Genomic DNA, 24,479 nt, shown 5'->3' with positions numbered 1-24,479 from the left:
CTTAGAAAAACAGATACCTATTCTGTACAGCAAATGATCCTGGAAAAGAAAAGTAAGAAAAAAATGAATATGGAAAAAGTCATCCCTAAGCTTTTGTTCCTTACGGCGGCAATTTCCGTTTTTACTACAATCGGGATCATCCTGACGCTTATATTTGAAACATTTATCTTTTTTGACAAAGTATCTATCGTCGAATTTTTTACAGAAGCTAAATGGCTGCCATTTGCATCTACACCGTCCTATGGGATTATGCCGCTTATCGTGGGAACATTGAAGATAACAGTCATAGCAGCGGTGGTTGCAGTTCCAGTAGGGCTTGCAACAGCCATTTTCTTGAGTGAATATGCATCAGAGAAAACACGCAGAATCATTAAGCCGATTTTAGAAGTTTTAGCTGGAATCCCTACTATCGTTTACGGCTTCTTTGCCTTAACTTTTGTAACACCGGTTTTGCGGGATTTATTTCCTTCCCTTGACATGTTCAATGCTCTAAGTCCTGGGATCGTTGTAGGAATCATGATCATGCCGATGATAGCCTCTTTGTCGGAAGATGCCCTTGTATCAGTACCGAAGTCGATTCGCGAAGGTGCGTATGCCTTAGGAGCAACGAAACTCGAAACGACAATTAAAGTGGTATTGCCAGCAGCCGTTTCAGGAATTGTGGCATCCATCGTTCTTGCTCTATCCAGAGCGATCGGGGAAACCATGATTGTGAGTGTTGCCGGCGGCTCGACCCCAAATATGAGCATGGATATCACTTCATCGATTCAAACGATGACCGCTTATATTGTACAGGTAAGTTCGGGGGATGCAGGATATGGGACAACGATTTACTACAGCATTTATGCGGTTGGAATGACACTGTTCGTCTTTACGCTTATCATGAATTTACTGGCGCAGTTCATCTCTCGCAAGTTCAGGGAGGAATACTAAGACATGAAACTGATAAACAAAAGTCATGTTGCAAAAAAAATGCCTGTTAGGCTGGCTGTTAACACGATTTGTAAAGGATTATTCTTCTTGGCAACATTGGTTGGCCTCCTCGTATTGGCCATCTTATTTTATCGGATATTCACTCAAGGAATTGGCAGTCTGAATGGGGATTTCCTTCAGAATTTCGCTTCCAGGAAACCTGAAGAGGCTGGTATAAAGGCAGCGTTGATCGGTTCAATTTGGTTGATGGTAGTGGTGGCCCCGGTTTCCCTGCTGCTTGGTGTTGGAACGGCCATTTATTTAGAGGAATATGCCCGGAAGAATTGGATTACCACTTTTATCAAAGTGAATATTTCCAATCTGGCAGGTGTCCCGTCAATAGTATTTGGACTTTTGGGTTTAACGGTTTTCGTTCGTGCCCTAGCCTTGGACCGGTCCATATTGGCAGCAGGCTTGACGATGAGCCTACTTGTTCTTCCTGTCATCATAGTGGCTGCCCAAGAGGCCATACGTGCCGTACCTCGTGATTTAAGGGAAGCTTCATTTGGAATGGGTGCAACAAAGTGGCAAACGATATTGAAAGTGGTCCTGCCTGCTGCGATACCTGGCATTTTAACTGGGGGGATACTTGCTTTATCACGTGCAATCGGTGAAACGGCTCCATTGGTGGTGGTTGGCATACCAATGTTCATCGCCTTTTTACCTCAAACGGTCATGGATACATTCACAGTGCTGCCGATGCAAATCTATAATTGGACATCCCGTCCACAGGAGGAATTCCAGCAGGTTGCTGCCGCGGGAATCATCGTTTTACTCATCCTGTTAATATTCATGAATTCAATAGCGGTTATAATTCGAAATAAATTCCAGAAAAGATACTGATAGGAGGAAGGAAGCATGAATATGACCTTAACGAGAGAAAAAGAGTCAACGGCAATCGGAATCGAAAATGTCGAATCAGCTGCCTTGACGGAAAAGGTGTATGAAACATCCAATCTCAATTTATGGTATGGAGAAAACCATGCTTTGAAAAATATTAATCTGGATATGCACCAAAATGAAGTGACCGCCATCATTGGGCCTTCAGGATGTGGGAAATCGACCTACATCAAAACATTGAACCGAATGATAGAGCTAGTCCCGGATGTGAAAACGACAGGCCAGATTAAATATAGAAACAGGAATATCCTCGATCAGTCCTATAAGGTGGAAGATTTAAGGACACAGGTGGGAATGGTTTTCCAAAAGCCTAATCCCTTTCCAAAATCAATTTATGAAAATGTTGTATACGGACCAAAAATCCATGGAATTAAAAATAAAAAAATTCTTGATGAGATCGTTGAAAAGAGTTTAAAAGGGGCAGCCATTTGGGATGAAGTGAAAGACCGACTGCATGAAAATGCATATGGACTTTCAGGTGGACAGCAACAGCGCCTTTGTATTGCCAGATGTTTGGCCATCGAACCTGATGTCATATTAATGGATGAACCGACTTCTGCTCTTGATCCGATATCCACTTTGAAAATAGAAGAATTGGTCCAAGAACTGAAAAAGGATTTCAGCATTATCATCGTTACCCATAACATGCAGCAGGCAGCACGTATCTCTGATAGAACAGCCTTCTTCTTAAATGGGGAAGTCATCGAATATTCTGATACAAACACCATCTTCTCTAATCCGAATGATAAAAGAACAGAAGATTACATTACCGGACGCTTCGGTTAAAGAGAAAGGGAGATGCGATAATGATCGTTCGTGAAAATTTCGAGCTTCAATTGAAAGAGTTACAGGAGAAAATCGTGAAGTTGGCTAATTTAGCTTCAAATGCCATATCAAAATCATATGCCGCATTGGAAAACAATAATGTAGAAGAGGCTCTTGAAGTTATTGATGATGACACAATCGCTGATTTACTGGAAGAGGAAATTAATGACTTTGCGATTTTGCTGATTGCTAAGCAGCAGCCGGTTGCGATTGATTTAAGGCGTATCATTGCTGCCATAAAAATCGCCTCTGATATTGAAAGGATGGCGGATTTTGGTGTGAATATCGCTAAATCAGCCATCCGAATCGGTGACCAGCCATTTATTCTGCCTTTAACACCATTAAAGCAGATGCATGATATTACATTAAAGATGATTCAACTTTCAATAGAAGCATTTGAGAAGGAAGATGTTGTTCTTTCAAGAGAGATCATTGAAATGGATGACGAGGTTGATAGCTTTTATGGAGATATGATTCGGAGTCTCCTTCGCCTTTCAGATGAAAAAAACCTTCAGCAGGTTACACAGCTTTCCTTAATAGCTCGATATTTGGAAAGGACAGCGGACCATACAACGAATATCGCAGAGAATATTTACTTCCTGGTAAGAGGGAGATATATCAGCAGGAATGAATGAACCGATCCTAATTGAAAAAAAGAGAGGCTTTTTTCGGACATCGTCCATTTAAAAGCCTCTCTTATTCATTAATGGGTCAAAGTATTGGCCAATTGTCTATATTTCATATTATTCGTAACAACAAAATCACCGATTTGTATTTTATTTGAGAAATCATGGTCATTCATGTATGCTTCAAATTCAGCAGCATCATCGATGATTTTTTCATTGGCAAGGCTATCTGCAATTTCGGTTGTGGTCATATTCGTTTTCACTTTAATTGTATAGGTGACGATGGAGGGATCTTTTTTTGAAGCCCCTTTCTCCATTGAATCCTTATCTGGATCCTTTGGTTGGACGGTCTTTTTAGCTTCCTCCATAGGGTGTGTAACGACGAATCCTTTCTTCACGAGCAATTCCTTAGCTTCCTCCTCAGTGGGAGTGGTGCCTTCGAATAATCCGGTGCCATAATGAAAGCCAGCAAAGATTGTTGTTGTAAAAATGATACCGGCGGAAAGACCTTGCAGTCTTGCTTTGTTCATTCTCATTCACCCCGCAATCTTTGCTGCTCGATCACTGAAATTGTTTTTTCCTTCGTTAATGAGGATTGTTTGGCGATCTGGTCCAAAGAAAGACCTTGACTATATAAAGATAGAACCTGGCTTTTTAAAATTTCATGAATGGGTTCGCTATCATTGGAATTGACAATTGATTTAACCTTTACAGAGGGAGCAGGATCGTCCTGGATAACGAATTCCTCTTCAAGAATCTTCACCTTCTTCTTTAATTGGTAGATATCCTGCATATACGTTAGTGTCATCTGCTCCAAATCTTCCTCTAATTTGGCAACTTTATCTTTACCGAAAAAGGAAATGATGAGAAGGACGATCGCTAAAGAAAAAAGAAGGATGATAAGTGTTTCCATGTTTTCACCTCAGAAGCTAATTTTCGACAATATATTTATATTTTACACATATTTTTAAAAAAATGGAGATTTTCATATTTTTATATTTTCCGAAATGGGCCGTAAACTTCATTTATTGTCTGTTTTGTTTCAAATATTGTCGAAAAGCTTAATGACCGTCGTTGAATAAAAAAAATCAGGCATTAAAATGGGAAAAAAACCTTTAAGAGATAACATACATAAAATTCGACAAAATGTGTTTATTGTCCATCAGCCAATTCAGTGCTAACATAAAGATAGAATAAATCGAAAAAACAAAATATTTTGAATAGTTAAAAATCGGTTGACTATAAGAAAATGGTGTGCAGATTCCAAAGTGGATAGATTCACTGTCAGCGCCTAACGATAAGCTATATATAAGGATAAAGAAGGGGAAGGGATGATTATATGAATTCGCTATTCGCGTATATGCCGCAGGATAACCAGGATATATTTCGTAAGGGGTTAAAGGCTGGGTTATGGATGGATGAGAGTTTTGATTGGTATCCTGAGGAAGATATGATGAGTCATCCGAATGGAGAGATCCGGACACTTTCACAAACATATACCCAAGGGCAGGTGACCTTTTCGAAGTTCACGATTAGAAATACATCATTCGAGACGAAGCGCCCAAAAGTGTTTTTTCACTATGAAAACGCTTTCGAAAGGCAGGCGGTGGCTTTTTACAGCCCTAATGAACGGGCGATTTTACATGTAGCTCCTCAGTCGATTGCTTTATTGGGTGGATTGGTGAAAGGAAAAAGCATCTCTCAATATTGTATCCAAGGTAAGGGAAGCCTATATCAAGAGGGATGCTTCAAATCATTGAAGGAGGGGCTCTTGGCTTATTCACCGCTCGCCAAAGGGGAAGTTACCAGTGTGTTTACGCTAGAGACTGAAATCTTGCCGAAGGAATGTGTGGAAGCTGTGGCCTGGGTCATTCATGCTGAAACGAAAGAAGAGGCGAAAGTCATAAATAATCAGCTCCTCCTGACGATGCAAAACGTAAACAATTAAGAATTCAAAAAAGTTAAAGTTGGATTTCCCAAAAAACATACTAGCAATTCGCATTGAATAATGCTATTATAGAAAAGTCCTATGTGAAAAAGTCAATATGTTTGGAGGGAAATACACAATGCGCGTAAATATTACATTAGCTTGCACTGAATGTGGAGACCGTAACTATATTTCTAAAAAAAATAAACGTAACAATCCAGACCGTCTTGAGCTTAAAAAATACTGCTCAAGAGAAAAACGCAGCACGACTCACCGCGAAACAAAGTAAGCAACAGGATTTTTCCTGTTGTTTTTTTTATGCATTTTTTTAATCCCTTCTTCCTCTCTTTCCTTTAGTGGTTATTTTCAGGTTGCATTAATGGATCGGCAATTTCCGACACCGTATTTTTCGTATATGAACAAATATTATGAGATAATGATAGAAGTAGACTAAAGGAGTCGGAAGAGATGAAAGAAAATAAAAAAAAGCTCCGCCAAGAAGCTAGGTCCCGTTTAATGGAGCTGACTAAAGAGGAACATGAGGAACTATCGAACCGAATCGCTGAAAACTTATTTTCACTGGAGGAATGGAAAAAAGCAAAAACCGTTGGCATCACCATCTCCATACCGCCCGAAGTTCCAACGGTACGTATCATCGAACAAGCATGGAGTGAAGGAAAAGAAGTGGCAGTACCAAAATGTGATCCTGAAAAAAGGACAATGGAATTCAAGAAAATCTCGTCCTTCAATCAGCTGGAGTCTGTTTATTACGGGTTGCTTGAACCAGTGGCTGAAACAGTCAAGGCTCGGAAAGAGGAATTGGATGCATTGATCGTACCCGGTCTTGCTTTTACCAAGGAAGGGTATCGCCTAGGCTTTGGAGGCGGCTATTATGACCGTTTCCTATCTTATTACCGAGGAGATACATTGGCCCTTACATACGAGCTTCAATTAATGGATGAACTCCCGATAGAGGTTCATGATATAGCGGTCGGCAAACTCATTACCCCATCCAGGGTAATACGTACGTACTCCCATTAGAAGAAGTTTATTAATTATCACTTTTAGCTCATAAAAATCCTGTCCTGTATCACACTATTGATAGGAGGGATTGTTATGCTTCGATTAATTATTCAAATCTTCTTGGTTGGTTTAGCTGTTTATGCAGGTTACAAAAACCGGTACCGCCTGATAAATGTTGCGCTGTCCAACGGCATTTTAAGAAGATTTCTAGTGACTAAATCCTTGGATATGCCAATGTTCAGGGATAAAATGATGCAAAGCATGTTCAGTCAGACCAAATGAGAAAGCCTGCATCTTAAAAAGGAACCTGATCAGGGGTTCCTTTTTTTATTTTTAAGGAGCGGGAAAGCAGTCTCCTTTTTTACTTTTTTCATGATTTCGTCTATAGTTTTAATTAAGAAACAGGAATTTCAGAAGCATAAGTTTCATTGGAAAGTGGGGAAGGCATTGGGATTTAAAGAGGATTATTTGTTTTGGGAAACCATAAGGGAGTTGTCTGCCCATTATGATTATCGAATGATCACTGTCACGGAAAACCATCAGGAGATTTGGCTAGAGAGCGATAAGAATAAAGAATTTCCAGTCATTAGACTCATTCGACATGATTTGGATTGGGCTAATTGGCTGAAACGCGATATCGACCGAACTTTGCAGAATGGGGAAAGGATCAGAAGGAAATTATACAAAAAGCCCATTGACATATTAAGTATCTATGTTAGTAAATTCGCCCCGGTGGATGATCATGACTTTAGCTCACGAGTGGCTTCCTTTAAAAAAACGAATGTTAACACGTTTCTTCTAACTTGTGAAAACTTTCATGATTCGTTGCAAAACCTTGAACATGTTTTGAAAAAACCACTGTCAATTCAAGTTCTTGAAGATAATGAAATAGATGAGGAAAAGATTCTTGCAGTGAAGAAAGACGCCATCTCTGAGTCAGTCAAAAAGGCTAAGGCTGAGCAGAAGGTATTTCAAAATGCCAATAAGCCATTCTTTACATATATATTCATGGCGTTACAAATAGCTATATTCATCTTGATGGAGTTTAATGGGGGCAGCACCAATTCCAAAACTTTGATTGAGTTTGGCGCTAAATTTTCCCCTTATATCATGCAAGGGGAATGGTGGCGGTTCTTTACACCGATGATCGTCCATATTGGGTTCATTCATTTATTGATGAATACATTTTCATTGTATTTGATCGGAGCAGAGGTTGAAAGGATTTACGGTAATGCCAGGTTCCTTTTCATCTATATATTCGCTGGTTTCGCTGGAACTCTAGGCAGCTTCATCATGACCCCGAATCTTTCCGCAGGGGCGAGCGGAGCCATTTTTGGCTGCTTTGGGGCACTTCTGTACTTCGGCATCGTCTATCCGAAATTATTCATGCGCTCGATGGGCTCATCGGTGATTGTGTTGATCATCATTAACTTAATATATGGTTTCACCGTAGCGGGAATTGATAATGCAGGGCATATCGGAGGTTTGATCGGAGGGTTCTTGGCTGCTGGAGTGGTGCATCTGCCAAAGTCCAGGAATATCTTACGGCAGCTGGCTTTTCTGATCGGGTCGGCAATACTGACCTATGCCCTTCTTAACTTTGGATTCAATCACCAGGAAAGTGCAGCTATGGATGATAATACGATGGCCATGATGGCCCAAAAGTATATTGATGATGATGAAGAGGATAAAGCGGAAGAGATGTTAAACAATTATGTTGATGCAAATCCTGATGCACCGCTATCGCTTTTTATGCTGGGAAATTTATCTTTTGATAATAAGGACATAAATAAAGCCAGGGATTATTATGAAAAAGCGATTGAAAGCAATCCGGATTTGCATGAAGCCCATTACAATCTTGCCTTAGTCTACATGAATCTCGAATCATTCGATCAAGCTAAGGAGCAAGCTGTTCAGGCTATTGAGCTTGCCCCGGATAATAAATCATATACAAAACTGCTGGCAGAAATTGAAAAGCGACTATAACTTTTGACGCAGCATGATTGGAGAACCGTCTTCCAGGGTAAACAAGACAAGTATTTCACTTTGATTTTTAGCCATAAGCAATAGGGGGATGGTGCTGCCTTGTGGACTCACAGTGGATCCATCCTCCTTTTTTATTCCCAACACGTAATTTTTGTAAAGTCCTTCCCACAGTTTTCCCACAATTTCTTCCCGTTTGAATTGGGGGAAGTCAGCAAGCCATTGATTTTTCTTTGACGGCAAATCTGTTAAAGAGATGATTTTGTACTGATCCAGATTAACCTGAAATGCTTGACCGGCTTTTTCCAAACCATTTCGAACCGTTTGATCTGTAAAGCCGTCCAGCGTTTTTTTCCACTGAACCTGTTCTTCCGAAAGGGGACGGTGGAAAAATTGAAAAACCGGTGTCGTTACTGTATAGAGTTTATCTTTACTGAGCTGCTGGGCACTGGTGAAAATTGTGTCACTCGGATGAACCTCGGCATAATGAAACGTTACCGCTTCATAACGACCACTCTCGGTTTCTTTAGTTTTCGCTTTTTGAGAGAGTTCTTGTTTATTTTGGCGCCAATTTTTTAAGGCTCCTGCCAATTTTCCATTTTTGTATAAAAGCGATACGTCTTGACGCAAGTAAGCTGTCTGGTCCAATGAAGAATCCACCCTCCAAGTGATGGTATAGGTTGAATCCCCGGTGCCCTCCGGTGTCAGGTTGGTGGAAGCATGTTCAAAATGAAGCGAGGAATCGATGGGAAAAAAAATGATGGTTTCCTCTGCCCTTTTATGATTTGATAAATATAGGATGACAAAAATGGTGGTCAAGACCAAAAAGACGGTATACTTCAATTGTACTTTCATTTTTCCCCTCCGTTTTCGCGCGTGATGAGTGGTTAAAAATATTAAGCTGTTGAACCAAATCGAAAGAGTCCACATTCTTGATATTTCATCATATGAATACAGTTGGACATGTATGAGGGGGATGGGGGAAATTATCAAAGGGGGAATTGGTCGCTTGTTACCAAAAGGCTGATTCGATATACTTTCCTAAAGAAAAGAGTAAAGAGGTTTACTATGAAAACATATTATGATCTTCAACAATACTTGAAAAGATTCGGTACATTTATCTATATTGGTGATCGCTTAGCCGAGCTTGAAATGATGGAGGCCGAAATAAGGGAAATCCACCGTATGCAGATGATGGATACGAAAGATTATCAAATGGCGATCCTTTTAATTAGACAGCAATTGTCTCTTGAAAGGGAAAAACAGAAAAAAAATTGATAAAAAAGGTGAGAATGATGGAAAAATGGCTGATGGGTGTGGATTTAGGCGGTACAACTACCAAACTGGCTCTGATCAATTTATACGGAGAGATCATTCATAAATGGGAAATCAGCACGGACATCTCCGAAAAGGGAAAATTCATTACGATTAATATAGCAAAAGCAATTGATGCGAAGCTCGTTGAACTTAATGAACCGAAGAGTAAGATAGTAGGGATAGGAATGGGTGCTCCAGGCCCCGTGAAATTTGTTAACGGTTCCATATATGAAGCCGTCAATTTAGGCTGGAAGGACTACCCCTTAAAAGATTTACTGGAAGTGGAGACATCTCTTCCAGCTGTGATCGATAATGATGCCAATATGGCAGCTTTGGGAGAAATGTGGAAAGGTGCCGGTAATGGAGCCAAAGACCTCGTTTGTGTCACTCTGGGAACGGGTGTAGGCGGCGGGATCATCCATAATGGGCAAATCGTCCATGGTACCAGTGGGGCTGCTGGAGAAATAGGGCATATAACGGTCGTAACGGACGGAGGGGCACCATGCAATTGTGGCAAGACTGGTTGTCTGGAAACGGTTGCTTCGGCAACGGGAATCGTCCGTATGGCTTTAGAAGCCTTGAATACCGCCGATGAAAAGTCATTGCTTCAGCAGAAAGTCGACGAGGGAAATACGGTTACTTCCAAACTGTTATTCCAATGCGCTGCAGCAGGTGATCCTATGTCCAAAGCTGTGGTGGATAAGGTGGGCAATTACTTGGGGCTGGCACTATCACATGTTGGGAATGTCATGAATCCAGATAAAATCGTCATTGGCGGGGGAGTTTCACAAGCGGGAGACATTTTGCTTGATCCTGTCCGTGCTGCCTTCGAAAAGTATGCATTCAAACGGGTTAGTAAATCAACGAAAATCAGCCTGGCCACACTAGGCAATGATGCAGGGGTTATAGGTGGAGCCTGGCTCATTAAAAGCCAAATGAATACGTGATGCCTTGCTGCCCTGTGCTAACAGGGGTATAAGAAAAAAAGATGGATTTTTGAAAAAATTTCCCCGCTTTGATGGGTGGGGCAATCGTTCCTGCATTTAAATAGAGGGGAGAACCATGACCCATGATTGAGGCGCTCAGGACCATGGCTCCAGCGCTTCTTCGATGAGGAGGGACCAAGATTGAAAAGGGTCTTCAAAAAACAGGGATATTCATTGTTTTGGGTCGTATTCATTTCACTTTGGCTTAAAACATATATTGCTTATAAGACAAGTTTTGAGATAGATATTGATAATTGGCTCCAGGAGTTCATACTATTCATCAATCCTTTCAGTTTCCTTTTGCTTACTCTTGGCGTGCACATATTTTTAAAAGAAAATAGAAGGACAGCATATTTATTGATCATGAGTTTTTCCATCACCTTCATCCTCTTTGCCAACCTTGTTTTTTTTCGCTTTTTCAATGACTTTTTAACGATTCCCGTTCTTTTTCAAACGAGCAATATGAACGATCTTGGAAGCAGTGTACATGAATTGATCAATCCGAGTGACCTATTGTATTTTGCCGATATCCTTTTCTTGCTGCTGCTGCTGAAATACAAACCAAAAACATTCCATGAATGTCGATATAATCCAAAGGATCGTAAATTCTTCATGTTAATCGCTTTAGGAGTGACATTTTTTAACTTAGCTTTAGCTGAAGCGGCGCGTCCTGAACTACTGACAAGAACGTTTGACCGCGAAATCCTCGTTAAGAATATCGGTACGTACCATTATCACCTCTATGATGCAATATTACAGACGAAATCATCAGCTCAACGTGCCCTTGCGGATGGCAGTGAATTGTCGGAAATTGAAAATTATGTCCGTGCCAATCAAAAAGAGGTTAATGATGATCTTTATGGGCTGGCAAAAGGCAAAAATGTGATCCTTGTATCATTGGAATCCACACAAAGCTTTGTCATCAATAAAACTGTCAACGGTGAAGAAATCACTCCTTTTCTGAACGAATTCATTAAAGAGAGCTATTATTTCAATAACTTTTATCACCAAACTGGCCAGGGAAAAACATCCGATTCAGAATTCATTATTGAGAATTCCCTATATCCTTTAGGCAGAGGTGCAGTATTTTTCACTCATGCCCAAAATGAATACAAAGCCACCCCCGAAATCTTATCGGAAGAAGGTTACTATACGGCTTCCTTGCATGCCAATAATAAAAGCTTTTGGAATCGTGACATAATGTACGATTCCCTAGGGTACCAGCGGTTTTATGACAGTGATGAATACAAAGTCTCTGAAGGGAATTCCATCAATTGGGGTTTGAATGATAAATCGTTCTTCAAACAATCAATCTCTCACCTGAAGAGGATGCCTGAGCCTTTTTATGCCAAGTTCATAACGTTAACCAATCATTTTCCATTCACTTTGAATGAGGAAGACCGGACATTGGAGCCGTACGATTCAAATTCCAAAACATTGAATCAATATTTTCCGACCGTACGTTATACGGACGAAGCCTTGGAACGATTTATCGGCGATTTGAAACGTGATGGATTATATGAGGATTCCATAATTGTGCTATATGGGGACCATTATGGAATTTCGGAAAATCACAACTCTGCCATGAGCCAGTTCCTTGGGAAGGAAATCACACCTTTCGAATCCATCCAGCTTCAGCGTGTCCCGCTCATCATACATATCCCCGGTCAGAAGGGAAAAACGATTTCCACCGTTTCCGGCCAAATTGATGTAAGGCCGACACTTCTTCATTTATTGGGGATTGAAAATGATGATTATATCGAATTCGGCAAAGATCTATTTTCTGAAGAGAAATTAGAATTCACCGTTCTTCGCGATAGCAGTTTCATCACGAAGGATTATCTCTATACGATGGATACCTGCTATGATAAAAAGACTGGGAGGGCGACTGAAAAGGGTTCCTGTGAGAAGTATTTGGAAAAGGCGAAACAGGAGCTTGATTACTCCGACAAAATCATTTACGGGGATTTGCTCCGATTTTATGAGCAACGTTGAAAAAAGAAACCTGGCGCAATCCAGGTTTCAATTTGTACACAAAAGGGTTCCGAGATGGGACCTTTTGATTCTTTATTGGAATTGAAGCAGGTATGGAGAAACAGTTGACCTCTCGTGATACTTCCACTTATTCTTGCCCATTATGACGTGTCACTACTTTTGATGATCTTTGTGCTAAAAAAAGAACTCGTTGCGCAATTATGTTTCGGTGATTGATACTCACGATAATAAGTAACTCGGTAATTGCAGGTGTTTTATAAGCTGCACGTGCGACAACAGCTTTCGGTTTTCCAACTCTTCCAATCAACTTTTCCGCTATAGACTTTTAGGATATTCCTATCATATCTCGTGTTACAATCGTGCCGACTACAAATCGTTCGATGGCATCAGTTGATCTAAAGTAATCATTTCAAGCCGATATCGCTGAATAGACTCAAGTTACATCAGTTTAAATACTAAAACAAAAAGACTGTAGACAATAGTGTCCTATCTAAAAGTTAAAACAAAGTTGATTGGAATGTAAGGTGCGCGGCTCCCTTGGACGCGGAAAGCGAGTGCCTGAAGAGGAAATCGACGTTCAAATTGTACAAACAAACTGTAGGTGATTTTCATCGAGTTTGTCTACTGATACCTGGCGCAATCCAGGTTTTTTTTGTTTCTTCAGGAAAATCAGTACCCATTACAATTATTGGAACACGTGAGACTTCCTGAACATCTTTCTGTCTTTCGCTTCATAAAGATAAAACAATGAAAGGGGCGGAGGCTGAATGAAAGTCGTGAGCAGAAGCGGGGATGATTTGGCATATTACAGTCAATTGTTCCAAATTCCCCGGGTTTTGATAGAGGATGCCAATCCCGCCATTACTGGCGGGGTTTTGCCAAATGGCATGGAAGTACAGATACCTGGATACATTGTTCAGGAAGAGTCCCGGTTAGATATCGATTTTGCCGAAATCGCATTACAATATCACCTGCCCATCGATGGGGTATCATTATTGAATCAAGGTGGACAAAAACCTTTTTCCGTGCCCGTCCGGGTCATGAATCCCATGATTGTCACCGACAAGCCCTATGATTATCAATCACTTCTTGACGATCTGGATACTCTATCTTTTCATTACCCCTTTATTAAGGTTGAATCGATCGGGAGGAGTGTGTTGGGAAAAGAACTCCTTGAGGTAAGGATCGGTCAAGGCGATAAGATCATACATTATAACGGTTCATTCCATGCTAATGAATGGATCACTTCGGCGGTTTTGATGAAATGGCTGAATGATTTTCTGCTGGCAGTAACAAATGATTGTACACTTTGCGGAATGGATTGTATGCCCTTCTATCGGGATATGACCATTTCGATTGTTCCAATGGTGAATCCGGATGGAGTCGAGCTTGTCCTGAAGGGGGAGGAGGCGGCAGAGGGGAAGGTCGATGTTTTAAAAATAAACAATGGCAACCCTGCCTTTTATGCTTGGAAAGCCAATATCCGCGGTGTAGACCTGAATAATCAATATCCTGCCAATTGGGAGATTGAAAAGCGTAGAAAGATTCCAAAAGCCCCTGCTCCAAGAGATTTTCCAGGAGAGTCCGCGTTATCAGAACCAGAAGCATTGGCCATGAAGGAGCTGGCAATGAGGCGGAATTTCGAAAGAGTGCTTGCACTTCACACCCAGGGAAAAGAATTCTATTGGGGATATGAGGGACATGAACCTGAAGAGGCAGCGAATGTTGCAAGGGAGTTTGAGGAACGCAGCGGATATCGGTCCGTACAATACGTTGACAGCCATGCCGGGTATAAAGATTGGTTCATTCAGGAATTCAAACGCGGCGGTTTCACAATCGAATTGGGAAAGGGCATCAATCCGCTTCCGCTATCCCATTTGCCGGGTATATATGAAGATACCGTCAAGATATTGGTGGCAGGCCTTTATATGTGATACATTTCCCTCTAAGGGATATACTTCCAAAAAAATATAAGATCATTATTCGCCACATTTTCTCTTTTTTACTTTATAATGAAAGTCGTAAGGATTCGATTGGTTAATCCTTACTCTCTTTCTAATGTCTCGCTCACATATGCCAGGCGTTTTAGTTTTGAAGAGGGAGGTGTGTGGAGATTAAAGTATCCAAAGCAGCATTTTGTATGCGGCTTTCCATTTGTAAGATGTTGTGTATCATCCCATTATTTATCTCCACTATCCTTCTTATCTCGGCTTGTGAGCCTTCCAAGGACCTTAGTAAACCCGTAAATGATACGGAAAAAGAACACTCCCAATCAAACCTTGAAACTTCAGTAAGCAATTTAAAGGTCCCGACTGCAGAAACGGATAAAATCGAAGCCATTGTAGGATGGCTGGATTCCAAAACCATTTTATATTCTGTGAAGCGGGATGGTAATGAATTATCCCAGCTGATGGCATGGAATTTGGAAACGAATGATACTTCCGTTTTCTATCAGCCGGCTTTTGAGTTTTCTGAAGTATCGATCAGTCCGTCTGGTACGCATGTTTTGTTATCGTCCTTCACCTCTTCGGGTAAAGCATCCATCACAATACTCGATAAAACGGGAAATCCACTGTATTCCGTGGCGATTCCAGCCTATGAATTAGCTTATGAGTGGAATTCATTTAAAGATGGCCGGTTGTTTTTATCGAGTTTTTATGAAGATTGGACATACAACAGTTATGTGTTGAATCCAGATGAACAAACAATGGAAACTCTGGACTTTCCACAGCCCTTTGCTCAATGGGCAAGTGAAAAAGATTTGATGTTTCTCGATTGGGACAGGGAAGAACCTGCTTTGACGGCACCCCTAGAAAGAAAAGCGCTTAATGGGGATGGAACGGACAGCCTTATGCTCGATGTCATTCACTTTAAAAAAATGAAACAAGTGCTGATGACGATTCAAGTGGAGACAGAAAATCAAGATCGGGGTACATATGCATTTTATGATCCATCAAACAAGCCGATCCATTCTTTTTCCGTACCACTATTGAAAAGCTTTTCAGATTGGGTGATTCCATCCTATGATTTCATTGAAAAAGACAAGGAATTGATAACGTTTATTCCTAATGAATCAAAAGATGCGGACCAATATAAGGGAAGGTTTACCTTAACTAAATTTAATTGGGAAAAAGGCACACAAGAAGAATTGATGAAGGACATGGAAAATGAACCATTAAGCTGTTCGCTTGATGGCAACTTCTGCTTATATGGATATCAATTTGAGAAAATCATTGATATGAAAACCCATCAAATACAAAGATTGTTCAAACAAACATGATGACCTAAAACAAAAGCTCGCCGGATGGCGAGCTTTTTTCTTCAATGGGCAACTGGAAAACCGCTGTTGATGACAGTCATGACAGTGAACCAGCCAAACACGACTGCACTGCCGGCAGCAAAAATAAATCCTAAGAAGTTTCTCTTTTTTAATGAGGTAAACACAGCTACTACTCCTAATATAGCCACAAGACCGAAAACTACCATTAATATCATGTCAAAACCCCCTTTTCGTAATGAATACTTAATCCCTAATAATATACCCAGAGAATAAAGCAACTACCAAAAATATGTAGAAAAGATTGCATTTGTTAATATCTTAATATTTTTTCAATTATTTGTCGAGGTTTAATAGGTGACACTTCTATGACTTGAGTAAACTGGATTAACATTAGCAGCCTAATTAGTGTAAGATGAAGATAGAAAATCATATTGGAGCTGATGGAAATGAAATGGACACAAATACCTCTAGGCCCGCTGCAAACGAATTGTTATGTAGTTTCCGATGGACAGGATTGCATCATTTTCGATCCGGGTGAAGAGCCGCAGAAAATCATACAGTACATACAAACAAAAAATTTAAAGCCTTTGGCGATTTTATTGACACATGCACATTTTGACCATATCGGTGCTCTTGATGCTATTCGGGAACATTATGGGATACCTGCATATATTCATGAAAAAGAGGCCAAGTGGCTACTTGATCCCGCATTGAATGGTTCTCAAAACTGGTTCCCTGAAAATCCAATGCGCATGAAGCCTGCCGATCACTTCCTGGCAAATGAGCAAGAACTTACTATTGGGGGATTCACTTTCGAAGTATTCGAAACTCCCGGACACTCACCAGGGAGCGTTTCGTATTATGCCAAGGAGCAACGGCTCCTATTTTCAGGGGACGTCTTGTTCCAAGGAAGCGTAGGCAGAACCGATTTAATAGGCGGAAGCGAGGCAGTGCTGTTAAATAGCATTGAAACGAAGCTGCTGTCACTTTCTGATGATACGATCGTATTTCCTGGTCATGGGCCTGTCACGACCATTCTGGATGAAAAGAATACTAATCCCTTTTTGAGATAATGACCTTTGCAGGTGCCGTATGGCACCTGTTTTTTTTAGCTCTTAATTATGTAAAAATATTGAAATGGGTCATTTCCAGAACTATACTGAATATAAAAACAGGGGCCTTGCCTTGTGTGCATGACTTTGATTCAGCTCTGAACTAAGATTTGTCGAAAACATTCATTATGTAATGATGGCACGCTTATGACTGTAAGATGAAAAAATTGAACATTTTGTGAACTTATGTGTTTTGTAAAGAAAAGGACCATTTAATTTTCATATGTTTGAAGATCATGGAGACGGAGGCATTGTGTTGAAAAATCACTTAAAGGAATTGATTGCAGGAAGCCCCCAAAAAAGAATTTCCTATCATGACTATATGGAAGCTGTTTTATATGCGCCAAATATAGGCTACTATGTACGCGAAAAAAAGAAGATTGGCTCCAGAGGGGATTTTTATACGTCTGGCAATGTTGGGGATGCATTTGGGAGATCTTTGGCCAGATGGTTCGTTTATTTAATAAAAAGCTGCGGAGTTTCACCAAAAATCATCGAGGTCGGCGCAGGTGATGGTAAGCTCGCTTATGATATCCTCGTTTCCATGAAGGAATTGGAACCGCAGATATGGGACTCTTTGACTTATATCCTTGTGGATGAAAGTCCATTTCATAGAAGGCTTCAGCAAGAACGTATAGGGATGTTCAAACAGGCAGTTTCCGCTGCCAGTTTGGAAAAATGGACGAAGGTAAATGGTATCCTCTTTTCAAATGAACTTTTCGACGCGTTGCCTGTACATGTGATCGAAAAGTATAAGGGAGCCCTCGTAGAGGTTTTCGTCACTGAAAAGGAAGGAGATTTTGTAGAGATGAGGGAACCTTTGGACAACCCTGACATTCTATCTTACCTTACAGAACGAACTATCACCTTAAATGAAAGACAACGATATGAAGTTCCGTTAAAAATGGTCCGTGAATATGAGAAGATCGTTTCCTGTATCGAATCGGGTATACTCCTTACAATTGATTATGGCTATACCGAAAGGGAATGGAAGGAGCCAGCTCATCTTCAAGGGAGCTTGAGGGGCTATTATGAGCACCAAATGATTAAAGATCCACTTATGTATCCTGGTGATATGGATCTGACGACACATATCCATTTTGACACATTAATCGAGATTGGAAAAAGAAAGGATCTTTCCAATCATGGGCTTTTTCTTCAAAATGAATTCTTGCTTAAGGCAGGAATATTAGAGGAATTGAGGGACCATCAAGGAACTGATCCATTCTCGAAAACGGCGAAGCGTAATCGTGCAATTCGCGGGCTAATCGTTCCAGGGGGATTTAGTGAACATTTCAAAGTGTTGCTTCAATCGAAGAATTTAGCAGACGATGTAAGGATCTTTCCTGAATGGTGACAAGTAAAAACCCATGAATCAAAATTCATGGGTTATGTAATATTGCTTGTTCTTAATGCGCAGTACCAGGAGTCATCATAAATACGCTCCAGTAGGAAAATCCTGCAAAGAAAACGGTAAGATAGGCGCCGAAAACATAAATATACATGCGCTCAGATAATTTCAAATAACTTAAAAGAACAAAAAAGATCGTTTGTGCAAAGAAAAGCAAAGACGTTTGATGCATATGGCCAAGATAAAAGAAAATTGCCATAATTCCTGTCCAAAATCCACATACTCTGAACATGCGTTCCATCCGAATCCCTCCTTATGTCTAGTCGTGTACATTCTAAATAATTATAAATGAAATTGTAAGGTAATGTAAAGGATGCCTTTTGTTTCTATGTGAGAACCGAAGCCTGGTATGAGCATGCTGTACAATTGGACATCATGTTTTCTAATTCCACAATATTGACATTATCAAACAAGGCTTCGAACATACCTTCTAAAAATGAATTGTGCATGGAGCAGATTGTCCCTGGCTCCACTTCAGTAACTTCCTTAAACGGGCAATTGAAGATACGAAAGTATATTTTATTTTCTTCTTCGCTTGCTTGTATTTCAGGAGATAACCCTGCGATGGTAGCCGCATTTTTAAGCATGCTGACTTTTTCCTCAAAAGCAATTCGATCGATCGACTTCGAGTTCAGGGCTAGTTGCTGCTTTATCAGTTCCTCCCCGTAGCCTTTTCCCGTTTCATAAAGAGCCTGTTTTCCATGTTCCCCTAATGTCATCATCGTCTGAATTGCAATCCTGGAAAGCAGCTGATAGTTCCTATATGGAAAATGAAGCTGAATGACTTTATCGGATAATCGATAAAGCCGGCTCGGGCGACCACCTTTACCCGTCCTTCGGGCATCCGAGGTCAACATTTCGATATCTTCAAGTTTTGACAAATGTAAACGTGCAACATTTGGATGGATGTTAAAAGAATCGGCAATTTGCTGTACCGAAACATCGCCATGGTTTTTCACAATATGCTGATATATATAATATCTGGTGGGATCTGCTAACACGTTTGTTATTTTTAACGTTTGTTCCATTACACCCTCCTGTATTCCATAGTTTACCTATGTTCATTATAATGCAGGCAGAAAAAAATGGAATAATAGAAAGCGCTAACTCCCTTTAGTTTAAAAAAAGTTCACAATTTAAACTGTTTTATAATGCAAAAAAATATACATCGGTTGTACAAATATTGTACAATCATTATATATATTATAATTGTATACAAAATGTGAACGGGGAGTGATTAGTATGGCACAGTTAACTTTCTTTTCGTACCCAAGTTGTACATCTTGCCGAAAAACAAAAAAATGGTTAAGGGCCAATCATGTTTCCTTCGATGAACGGCATTTATTCAGAGAAACTCCAACTGCAGCAGAGTTAAAAAGAATACTTGAATTGACAACGGAAGGACTTGATGAAGTCTTGGCAACAAGAAGTGAAGCTTACAAAGACTTACAAGTTAATATTGACGAAATGATGCTTTCTGATGTCATCCAATTATTAACAAAAGAACCGAAGTTATTAAGAAGACCCATCCTCATGGACGGGGAAAAGCTGGTGATAGGTCATAATGTAGACGCTTTAAGAAATTTGGTTTCCCAAAGGCTTGAATTGAAAGTGAGCATGTAAGATGATTCTCGAAGTTCTTTTCGGGAATTTTTTTTATTCTGGAGCAGGAATTTGTCGTGGATTGTCGAATCCTTACAACAAGAAATATAGGAGGTGATGAATGAATTGATATCGATTGAAAAGACCGCAGAAAAAATATTAACCCGTGCCATTCAGGAATCTGCATCGGATATCCACATTTTTTTTCGGAGGGAGGGACCTCTCATCCAATTCAGGATAGACAATAAGCTTGTACCCCAGGAAACATTATCATTCTTTGAAGCTGAAAGGCTGATCGCTCATTTGAAGTTCCTTGCCTCGATGGATATAGGGGAGAAAAGGAGGCCCCAGAGTGGTGCCCTCACCATTAATTTGGCTAACCAGGTTGTCGGGCTCCGCCTTTCCACTTTACCCACTGCCCATCTCGAAAGTTTGGTCATCCGCTTAATACCCCAACAGAATATCCTTCCTCTCGAACAGTTATCCTTATTTCCAAATACCGTCCAAAAATTGATTGCACTCCTGAAGCATTCCCATGGCATGCTCATATTTACCGGTCCGACTGGCAGTGGAAAAACCACGACATTATATTCCCTGCTTCACCATGCCTACGAAATGATCAATCGAAATATCATTACACTTGAAGATCCCATTGAAAATGTATCCGAAAAGGTACTGCAAGTCCAAATCAATGAAAAGGCGGGTATTACGTATTCTGTCGGTCTAAAAGCCGTCCTGAGGCATGACCCCGACGTGATCATGGTTGGGGAAGTCAGGGATGCAGAAACTGCCAAAATTGCAGTGCGTGCCGCATTAACCGGTCATTTGATACTTACAACCATGCATACAAGGGATGCCAAGGGCGCCATCTCCAGGTTACTGGAATTTGGTGTCAGCTTGCTTGAGGTTGAACAGAGCTTGATTGGCGTGACAGCACAGCGGCTGGTTGAATTGCGATGTCTTCCATGTAAAGGGGACTGTACTTTTGCTTGCAAGATGACTGCCAGGAATAAAAGGGCCAGTGTATATGAATTGCTCCATGGAAAAAGCCTGGCTGAGGTTCTCAGGATAATGGGAGATGAAAAAGGAATGGCAACGGTCAGCTACCGCCAATTGAAGGATGAAATTGGAAAAGCGGTTGCGATGGGCTATGTGGATTCAGAGGAATATGAACGGCTGGTATACCATGAAACCAAAAAGTAAATGGAGGGTAAAAGAGCAGGCGGTTTTTATTTCGAAGCTAGGTGAATTATTGAAGCATGGTTATCCCTTGGCGGAGGCTCTGCATTTTCTTGAATTTCAGGAATCAAAGAAGAAAGCGGAAGACTTCACTCAGGCTAAAGCCGATTTAAGGAACGGTTTCCCGCTGCACTTGGTGCTGACCCATCTGAATTTTCATCCGCAGCTTGTAAGTTATATATTTTATGGAGAACAATACGGCGACCTGGAACGGGCGTTGATAGAAGGAGGGCGATATTGGAAGAAAAGAACCGAGGATATGGATAAAGTAAAAAAGTTAATGGTGTATCCTGTGTTCTTAGTCTTTTTTGTAGGTATTGTTTTTTATATTCTTCAGAGTGTTCTCCTTCCTAAATTCCAGACAATCTATTTCACGATGGATGTCGATCAGCATACACTCTTGAGATTAATATCAGCTTCCACATTCATTCTTCCAGCACTCCCCTTCTTTTTACTCGGATTGCTCCTATTCTTGTATGTACTCAAACGATTTTGGTTTAACGGATTGTGCCCATTAAGGCAGCGGAGGATTTTGATGAGAATTCCGATATTCGGGAACTTCATCAAATTATACGAAACTTATTTTTTTGCAAGCCAATTAAGTGGCTTACTCTCCGGAGGGCTATCGATTAACGATAGCATTAAATTATTCTCGATAAACCAACAGCAGCCCTTTTACCAAAAACTATGCAATATCATTAAGGATGATCTGATTGAGGGCAGATCACTTGAATTGATTTTTCGGGAGCTTCCATATTTTGATGGTAATTTGCCGGTGGTCGCTGCAAATGGTCAAAAATATGGCAGACTTGATGCGGAGCTACTTCATTACAGTCGTTTTATACTGGAGAAAATTGAAGAGAGAATGAATGCAATCTTAAAAATCATTCAGCCTCTCATGTTTTCACTGATAGGTCTGTTGATCGTGTCCATTTATTTGGCGGTTTTGCTGCCGATGTTCTCACTGCTCGAAAGTATATAGGATTTTATTATTGTATTCCGGAGGTGAAAATGCTCGAAGCCATCTAGTATTCAGGTGGTTCAGGAGCATGATGGATATGTTGAAGAACGTGATGAATGAACGTGGGTTTACACTAATTGAAATGCTTATTGTTTTACTGGTAATTTCCATCCTTTTGATTATAACAATCCCCAATATCACAAAGAACCAATCTACGATTCAGTCCAAAGGTTGTGAAGCATTCGTGAAGATGGCCCAAGCACAGGTACAGGCTTATGAGATTGATAATGCTAAACTGCCCGGAAGTATCGGTGAATTGGAAAGTCAAGGCTATCTCAAACAGACATCCTGTCCTAATGGGGATGATATTAGTTTGGATAGTAAAGGAAAGATAACGGTCGTTGAGTAGGAGAGAAGTGAATATACGGCAGTCCAATGGGGGGTATACATTATCTGAAACCCTTATTGTCCTCGTTATTTTTGTACTACTGATTTCCATCGGTCCTAATCTATATCCTAGCTTCACTAAAGGCATGGAAAATAGGCTATTTCTTTCTCAATTCCATGAAGATATCTTCTATGCACAGCAGTATGCCATCAGTCATGAGAGCTTGATCTACCTTCATATTAATAATGCCAAAAAGGTTTATACCGTGTCATCTTATAAGGAAGGAATCGTTCTAGAGAGGAGCATACCAAAGGATATTCAGTTTTTAAGTGGCACTTTGGGGTTTAGCTTCCATTTTAATCAGTATGGAAATGCTTCAAAAGCCGGAACGATTATGATTGACACGTCAAAAGGAATGTACAAATTGGTCCTCAATATCGGTAAAGGGAGGTTCAGGATTGAGAAATTGTAAAGGTTACGTTTACCTTGAGCTGATGGCCGCATTTTCCATTTGTATTTTCCTGGTACTTGCCATTTTACCGATTCTTGAAGAGTTAATGACGCATCGGAAAGATATTGCCGTAAGGACAGAAGCCCACCATTTATTATATGAAAGATTGACGGCGTTCATGGATGGGGAAATACAAGCAATTGGTCAGGAAATCATTTACAAAAGAAGATCCTATGAATTGGTTTGGAAGGACAATGGGGATTTCCCGGGGATGATTGAAGGGTGTGTACGTTATGAAGATGAATCGGGTAATCTTGAATCCATTTGTGATGCTGCGAAAAAATGATGGCTTTACGATGATCGAAATGCTTTTTTCTTTAATGATATTAATGACGACGTCCCTTTTTGTTCTACAGCTTTTTTCAATCATTCACACCCAGATGGGGTCCGTTGATAAATTGCATCCTAAAGAGTGGGAGGTCTTTACCATGCAAATGAAGCAGGAGGTCCGGAGTTCCAAAGCTCAGGATGTAATGGGAAATAAATTATATTTGATGCTTTCAGATGAACAATTATCATCGTTTGAACAATATGAAGATAAGGTCCGAAGACGAGTGAATGGTATGGGGCATGAGGTCATCTTACAGAACATTTCGAAATTCCGGGTTGAGAAGGATGGCAGTGTCATTGTTATAAATATAACGGATAAAGCAGGGACTACTTTCAGTCGAAGATTTCATCCTTTCTTTAGGAATGTCACGAAAGTCGATGAATAATCAAAAAGGAGTCGTTTTCCCGATGGTCATGATTGTAGCGAGTGTTTTCATCATGTTCACAATACTAATGATCGATCAGTTTATCATTGATAAAAAATTTTATAAAGAAGTGGAAGAATCGCTTGTGGCCGACCATCTTGTCCATTTAGCGATCAAGGATGTGACGGCAGAGTGGGGCGAAGAGATCCCAAAAATCATCCAGGGGGAAATTTCATACCCTAATGGTGTGGTGCGGTATTCCGTAATGAAAGAAGAAGGTCCTTATGTCTATATCGAGTTCTCTTCCACGACTAAAAATGACCGCGAGGGAAGGGTCATCATTCAATACGATAAAGAAGCTGGGAAAGTGAAAGAATGGTTGGAAAAGCAGGCTGTTTAATACGCAAAATCAACATTCCTTTAAGTCAGGTACACGTGTTCAGGGAACAAGCAAAGGAATAAAAGCTGCGTAAACGGGGCATACTTTTCATAGGGTGATTATTTTATATGTCTACAAACGCTTATATTAAATATCTGACTCAGCAGCTTGTCGAGTATTTTAATCTGACGAAAAAAGAACGAAAAGAAAAGCGCCGTCACAGAAAAGAGGATAAAAATCATGGTATGTCCCATTGGTTTGGCATTGTCCCTTTTGCTTTGTCGATGTTCGTAAGGAAAAATATCAAAAAATAAAACAGATGTCCTGAATTTAGGGCATCTGTTTTT

Annotated in this window: 31 protein-coding genes; 25 read left to right on the top strand and 6 right to left on the bottom strand. The window is 40.4% G+C overall.

The window, feature by feature from the left end:
• Positions 1 to 33 precede the first annotated feature (33 nt).
• Genes pstC through phoU form a run of 4 tightly spaced genes read left to right on the top strand, consistent with a single transcriptional unit; the run spans position 34 to position 3,332 of the window.
• Positions 34 to 933: a phosphate ABC transporter permease subunit PstC gene (gene pstC / locus LQ188_RS13185; RefSeq protein WP_101223464.1), complete on the top strand. Its 900-nt coding sequence runs from the start codon at positions 34 to 36 to the stop codon at positions 931 to 933.
• 3 nt (positions 934 to 936) lie between these two features.
• Positions 937 to 1,815: a phosphate ABC transporter permease PstA gene (gene pstA, locus LQ188_RS13180; RefSeq protein ID WP_101222575.1), complete on the top strand. Its 879-nt coding sequence runs from the start codon at positions 937 to 939 to the stop codon at positions 1,813 to 1,815.
• Between the two features lie 15 nt (positions 1,816 to 1,830).
• Positions 1,831 to 2,658 (top strand): phosphate ABC transporter ATP-binding protein PstB, encoded by an 828-nt coding sequence (pstB, locus tag LQ188_RS13175; protein WP_101222574.1) that lies wholly within the window; start codon positions 1,831 to 1,833, stop codon positions 2,656 to 2,658.
• A 20-nt stretch (positions 2,659 to 2,678) separates the two neighbouring features.
• Positions 2,679 to 3,332, top strand: coding sequence for a phosphate signaling complex protein PhoU (gene phoU / locus LQ188_RS13170; protein WP_230177017.1), 654 nt, complete (start codon positions 2,679 to 2,681; stop codon positions 3,330 to 3,332).
• Positions 3,333 to 3,400: 68 nt separating this feature from the next.
• Here phoU and LQ188_RS13165 read toward each other — a convergent pair whose 3' ends face one another.
• Entirely contained in the window at positions 3,401 to 3,853 is a 453-nt protein-coding gene (locus LQ188_RS13165) for a hypothetical protein (RefSeq protein ID WP_230177016.1), read from the bottom strand.
• 2 nt (positions 3,854 to 3,855) lie between these two features.
• Positions 3,856 to 4,236: a hypothetical protein gene (locus tag LQ188_RS13160; RefSeq protein WP_230177015.1), complete on the bottom strand. Its 381-nt coding sequence runs from the start codon at positions 4,234 to 4,236 to the stop codon at positions 3,856 to 3,858.
• A 426-nt stretch (positions 4,237 to 4,662) separates the two neighbouring features.
• Here LQ188_RS13160 and LQ188_RS13155 point away from each other — a divergent pair, with 426 nt between their 5' ends.
• The 5 genes from LQ188_RS13155 to LQ188_RS13135 all read left to right on the top strand — a co-directional run bounded on the left by LQ188_RS13155 (position 4,663) and on the right by LQ188_RS13135 (position 8,259).
• Entirely contained in the window at positions 4,663 to 5,271 is a 609-nt protein-coding gene (locus tag LQ188_RS13155; RefSeq protein ID WP_101222570.1) for a hypothetical protein, read from the top strand.
• A gap of 118 nt (positions 5,272 to 5,389) precedes the next feature.
• Positions 5,390 to 5,539, top strand: coding sequence for a 50S ribosomal protein L33 (gene rpmG / locus LQ188_RS13150; RefSeq protein ID WP_028391797.1), 150 nt, complete (start codon positions 5,390 to 5,392; stop codon positions 5,537 to 5,539).
• Between the two features lie 179 nt (positions 5,540 to 5,718).
• Entirely contained in the window at positions 5,719 to 6,291 is a 573-nt protein-coding gene (locus LQ188_RS13145; RefSeq protein WP_101222569.1) for a 5-formyltetrahydrofolate cyclo-ligase, read from the top strand.
• 75 nt (positions 6,292 to 6,366) lie between these two features.
• Positions 6,367 to 6,555 carry a hypothetical protein gene (locus tag LQ188_RS13140; RefSeq protein ID WP_101222568.1) on the top strand — a complete coding sequence of 63 codons (189 nt, stop codon included), beginning with the start codon at positions 6,367 to 6,369 and terminating at the stop codon, positions 6,553 to 6,555.
• 165 nt (positions 6,556 to 6,720) lie between these two features.
• The gene (locus LQ188_RS13135; protein ID WP_202190572.1) at positions 6,721 to 8,259 is read left to right on the top strand and encodes a rhomboid family intramembrane serine protease; all 1,539 of its coding nucleotides are present in this window, start codon (positions 6,721 to 6,723) and stop codon (positions 8,257 to 8,259) included.
• Here LQ188_RS13135 and LQ188_RS13130 read toward each other — a convergent pair.
• The gene (locus LQ188_RS13130) at positions 8,254 to 9,111 is read right to left on the bottom strand and encodes a hypothetical protein (RefSeq protein ID WP_230177014.1); all 858 of its coding nucleotides are present in this window, start codon (positions 9,109 to 9,111) and stop codon (positions 8,254 to 8,256) included. The two genes, LQ188_RS13135 and LQ188_RS13130, sit on opposite strands and share 6 nt — an antisense overlap.
• Positions 9,112 to 9,324: 213 nt before the next feature.
• On the opposite strand from LQ188_RS13130, the gene LQ188_RS13125 reads away from it, so the two are divergent.
• From LQ188_RS13125 to LQ188_RS13105, 5 genes are all read left to right on the top strand, one after another.
• Positions 9,325 to 9,534: a YqgQ family protein gene (locus LQ188_RS13125; protein WP_101222565.1), complete on the top strand. Its 210-nt coding sequence runs from the start codon at positions 9,325 to 9,327 to the stop codon at positions 9,532 to 9,534.
• A gap of 14 nt (positions 9,535 to 9,548) precedes the next feature.
• Entirely contained in the window at positions 9,549 to 10,520 is a 972-nt protein-coding gene (locus tag LQ188_RS13120) for an ROK family glucokinase (RefSeq protein ID WP_101222564.1), read from the top strand.
• 180 nt (positions 10,521 to 10,700) lie between these two features.
• Positions 10,701 to 12,554 carry an LTA synthase family protein gene (locus tag LQ188_RS13115; protein ID WP_101222563.1) on the top strand — a complete coding sequence of 618 codons (1,854 nt, stop codon included), beginning with the start codon at positions 10,701 to 10,703 and terminating at the stop codon, positions 12,552 to 12,554.
• A 767-nt stretch (positions 12,555 to 13,321) separates the two neighbouring features.
• On the top strand, positions 13,322 to 14,488 hold the full coding sequence (locus LQ188_RS13110) for a M14 family metallocarboxypeptidase (protein WP_230177013.1): 1,167 nt from the start codon (positions 13,322 to 13,324) through the stop codon (positions 14,486 to 14,488).
• A gap of 173 nt (positions 14,489 to 14,661) precedes the next feature.
• Positions 14,662 to 15,834 carry a hypothetical protein gene (locus tag LQ188_RS13105; RefSeq protein ID WP_230177012.1) on the top strand — a complete coding sequence of 391 codons (1,173 nt, stop codon included), beginning with the start codon at positions 14,662 to 14,664 and terminating at the stop codon, positions 15,832 to 15,834.
• A 41-nt stretch (positions 15,835 to 15,875) separates the two neighbouring features.
• Here LQ188_RS13105 and LQ188_RS13100 read toward each other — a convergent pair whose 3' ends face one another.
• Entirely contained in the window at positions 15,876 to 16,049 is a 174-nt protein-coding gene (locus LQ188_RS13100; protein WP_101222560.1) for a DUF2759 domain-containing protein, read from the bottom strand.
• Between the two features lie 231 nt (positions 16,050 to 16,280).
• Between LQ188_RS13100 and LQ188_RS13095 the strand changes: the two genes are divergently transcribed.
• Both LQ188_RS13095 and LQ188_RS13090 read left to right on the top strand, forming a co-directional pair.
• Positions 16,281 to 16,907 carry an MBL fold metallo-hydrolase gene (locus tag LQ188_RS13095; protein WP_101222559.1) on the top strand — a complete coding sequence of 209 codons (627 nt, stop codon included), beginning with the start codon at positions 16,281 to 16,283 and terminating at the stop codon, positions 16,905 to 16,907.
• A 295-nt stretch (positions 16,908 to 17,202) separates the two neighbouring features.
• Entirely contained in the window at positions 17,203 to 18,303 is a 1,101-nt protein-coding gene (locus LQ188_RS13090) for an SAM-dependent methyltransferase (RefSeq protein WP_230177011.1), read from the top strand.
• 52 nt (positions 18,304 to 18,355) lie between these two features.
• On the opposite strand, the gene LQ188_RS13085 is transcribed toward LQ188_RS13090, so the two are convergent.
• Entirely contained in the window at positions 18,356 to 18,598 is a 243-nt protein-coding gene (locus tag LQ188_RS13085; RefSeq protein WP_076365317.1) for a DUF2626 domain-containing protein, read from the bottom strand.
• 85 nt (positions 18,599 to 18,683) lie between these two features.
• Positions 18,684 to 19,385 (bottom strand): helix-turn-helix domain-containing protein, encoded by a 702-nt coding sequence (locus LQ188_RS13080; protein ID WP_101222557.1) that lies wholly within the window; start codon positions 19,383 to 19,385, stop codon positions 18,684 to 18,686.
• 214 nt (positions 19,386 to 19,599) lie between these two features.
• Between LQ188_RS13080 and LQ188_RS13075 the strand changes: the two genes are divergently transcribed.
• The 9 genes from LQ188_RS13075 to LQ188_RS13035 all read left to right on the top strand — a co-directional run bounded on the left by LQ188_RS13075 (position 19,600) and on the right by LQ188_RS13035 (position 24,446).
• Positions 19,600 to 19,980: a Spx/MgsR family RNA polymerase-binding regulatory protein gene (locus LQ188_RS13075; protein ID WP_101222556.1), complete on the top strand. Its 381-nt coding sequence runs from the start codon at positions 19,600 to 19,602 to the stop codon at positions 19,978 to 19,980.
• A 105-nt stretch (positions 19,981 to 20,085) separates the two neighbouring features.
• Positions 20,086 to 21,162 carry a competence type IV pilus ATPase ComGA gene (gene comGA, locus LQ188_RS13070; RefSeq protein WP_230177097.1) on the top strand — a complete coding sequence of 359 codons (1,077 nt, stop codon included), beginning with the start codon at positions 20,086 to 20,088 and terminating at the stop codon, positions 21,160 to 21,162.
• The gene (comGB, locus tag LQ188_RS13065; protein WP_230177010.1) at positions 21,146 to 22,180 is read left to right on the top strand and encodes a competence type IV pilus assembly protein ComGB; all 1,035 of its coding nucleotides are present in this window, start codon (positions 21,146 to 21,148) and stop codon (positions 22,178 to 22,180) included. Before comGA ends, comGB begins: the two co-directional genes overlap by 17 nt.
• Before the next feature lie 76 nt (positions 22,181 to 22,256).
• The gene (gene comGC / locus LQ188_RS13060) at positions 22,257 to 22,568 is read left to right on the top strand and encodes a competence type IV pilus major pilin ComGC (protein ID WP_290370120.1); all 312 of its coding nucleotides are present in this window, start codon (positions 22,257 to 22,259) and stop codon (positions 22,566 to 22,568) included.
• 7 nt (positions 22,569 to 22,575) lie between these two features.
• Positions 22,576 to 23,019 carry a competence type IV pilus minor pilin ComGD gene (gene comGD, locus LQ188_RS13055; protein WP_101222554.1) on the top strand — a complete coding sequence of 148 codons (444 nt, stop codon included), beginning with the start codon at positions 22,576 to 22,578 and terminating at the stop codon, positions 23,017 to 23,019.
• On the top strand, positions 23,006 to 23,344 hold the full coding sequence (locus tag LQ188_RS13050) for a hypothetical protein (RefSeq protein ID WP_101222553.1): 339 nt from the start codon (positions 23,006 to 23,008) through the stop codon (positions 23,342 to 23,344). Before comGD ends, LQ188_RS13050 begins: the two co-directional genes overlap by 14 nt.
• Complete coding sequence (comGF, locus tag LQ188_RS13045) at positions 23,292 to 23,774, top strand: competence type IV pilus minor pilin ComGF (RefSeq protein WP_101222552.1); 483 nt, start codon at positions 23,292 to 23,294, stop codon at positions 23,772 to 23,774. The genes LQ188_RS13050 and comGF overlap by 53 nt, the downstream gene beginning before the upstream one ends.
• On the top strand, positions 23,767 to 24,153 hold the full coding sequence (gene comGG / locus LQ188_RS13040) for a competence type IV pilus minor pilin ComGG (protein ID WP_230177009.1): 387 nt from the start codon (positions 23,767 to 23,769) through the stop codon (positions 24,151 to 24,153). Before comGF ends, comGG begins: the two co-directional genes overlap by 8 nt.
• 107 nt (positions 24,154 to 24,260) lie before the next feature.
• Positions 24,261 to 24,446, top strand: coding sequence for a YqzE family protein (locus LQ188_RS13035; RefSeq protein WP_063233067.1), 186 nt, complete (start codon positions 24,261 to 24,263; stop codon positions 24,444 to 24,446).
• Positions 24,447 to 24,479 lie beyond the last annotated feature (33 nt).

It is taken from the genome of Peribacillus sp. Bi134 (assembly GCF_918698065.1).
Taxonomy (GTDB): Bacteria; Bacillota; Bacilli; order Bacillales; family DSM-1321; genus Peribacillus.
The sequence above is the reverse complement of the archived record's forward strand: the minus strand, read 5'-3'. Positions and strand labels throughout refer to the sequence as shown.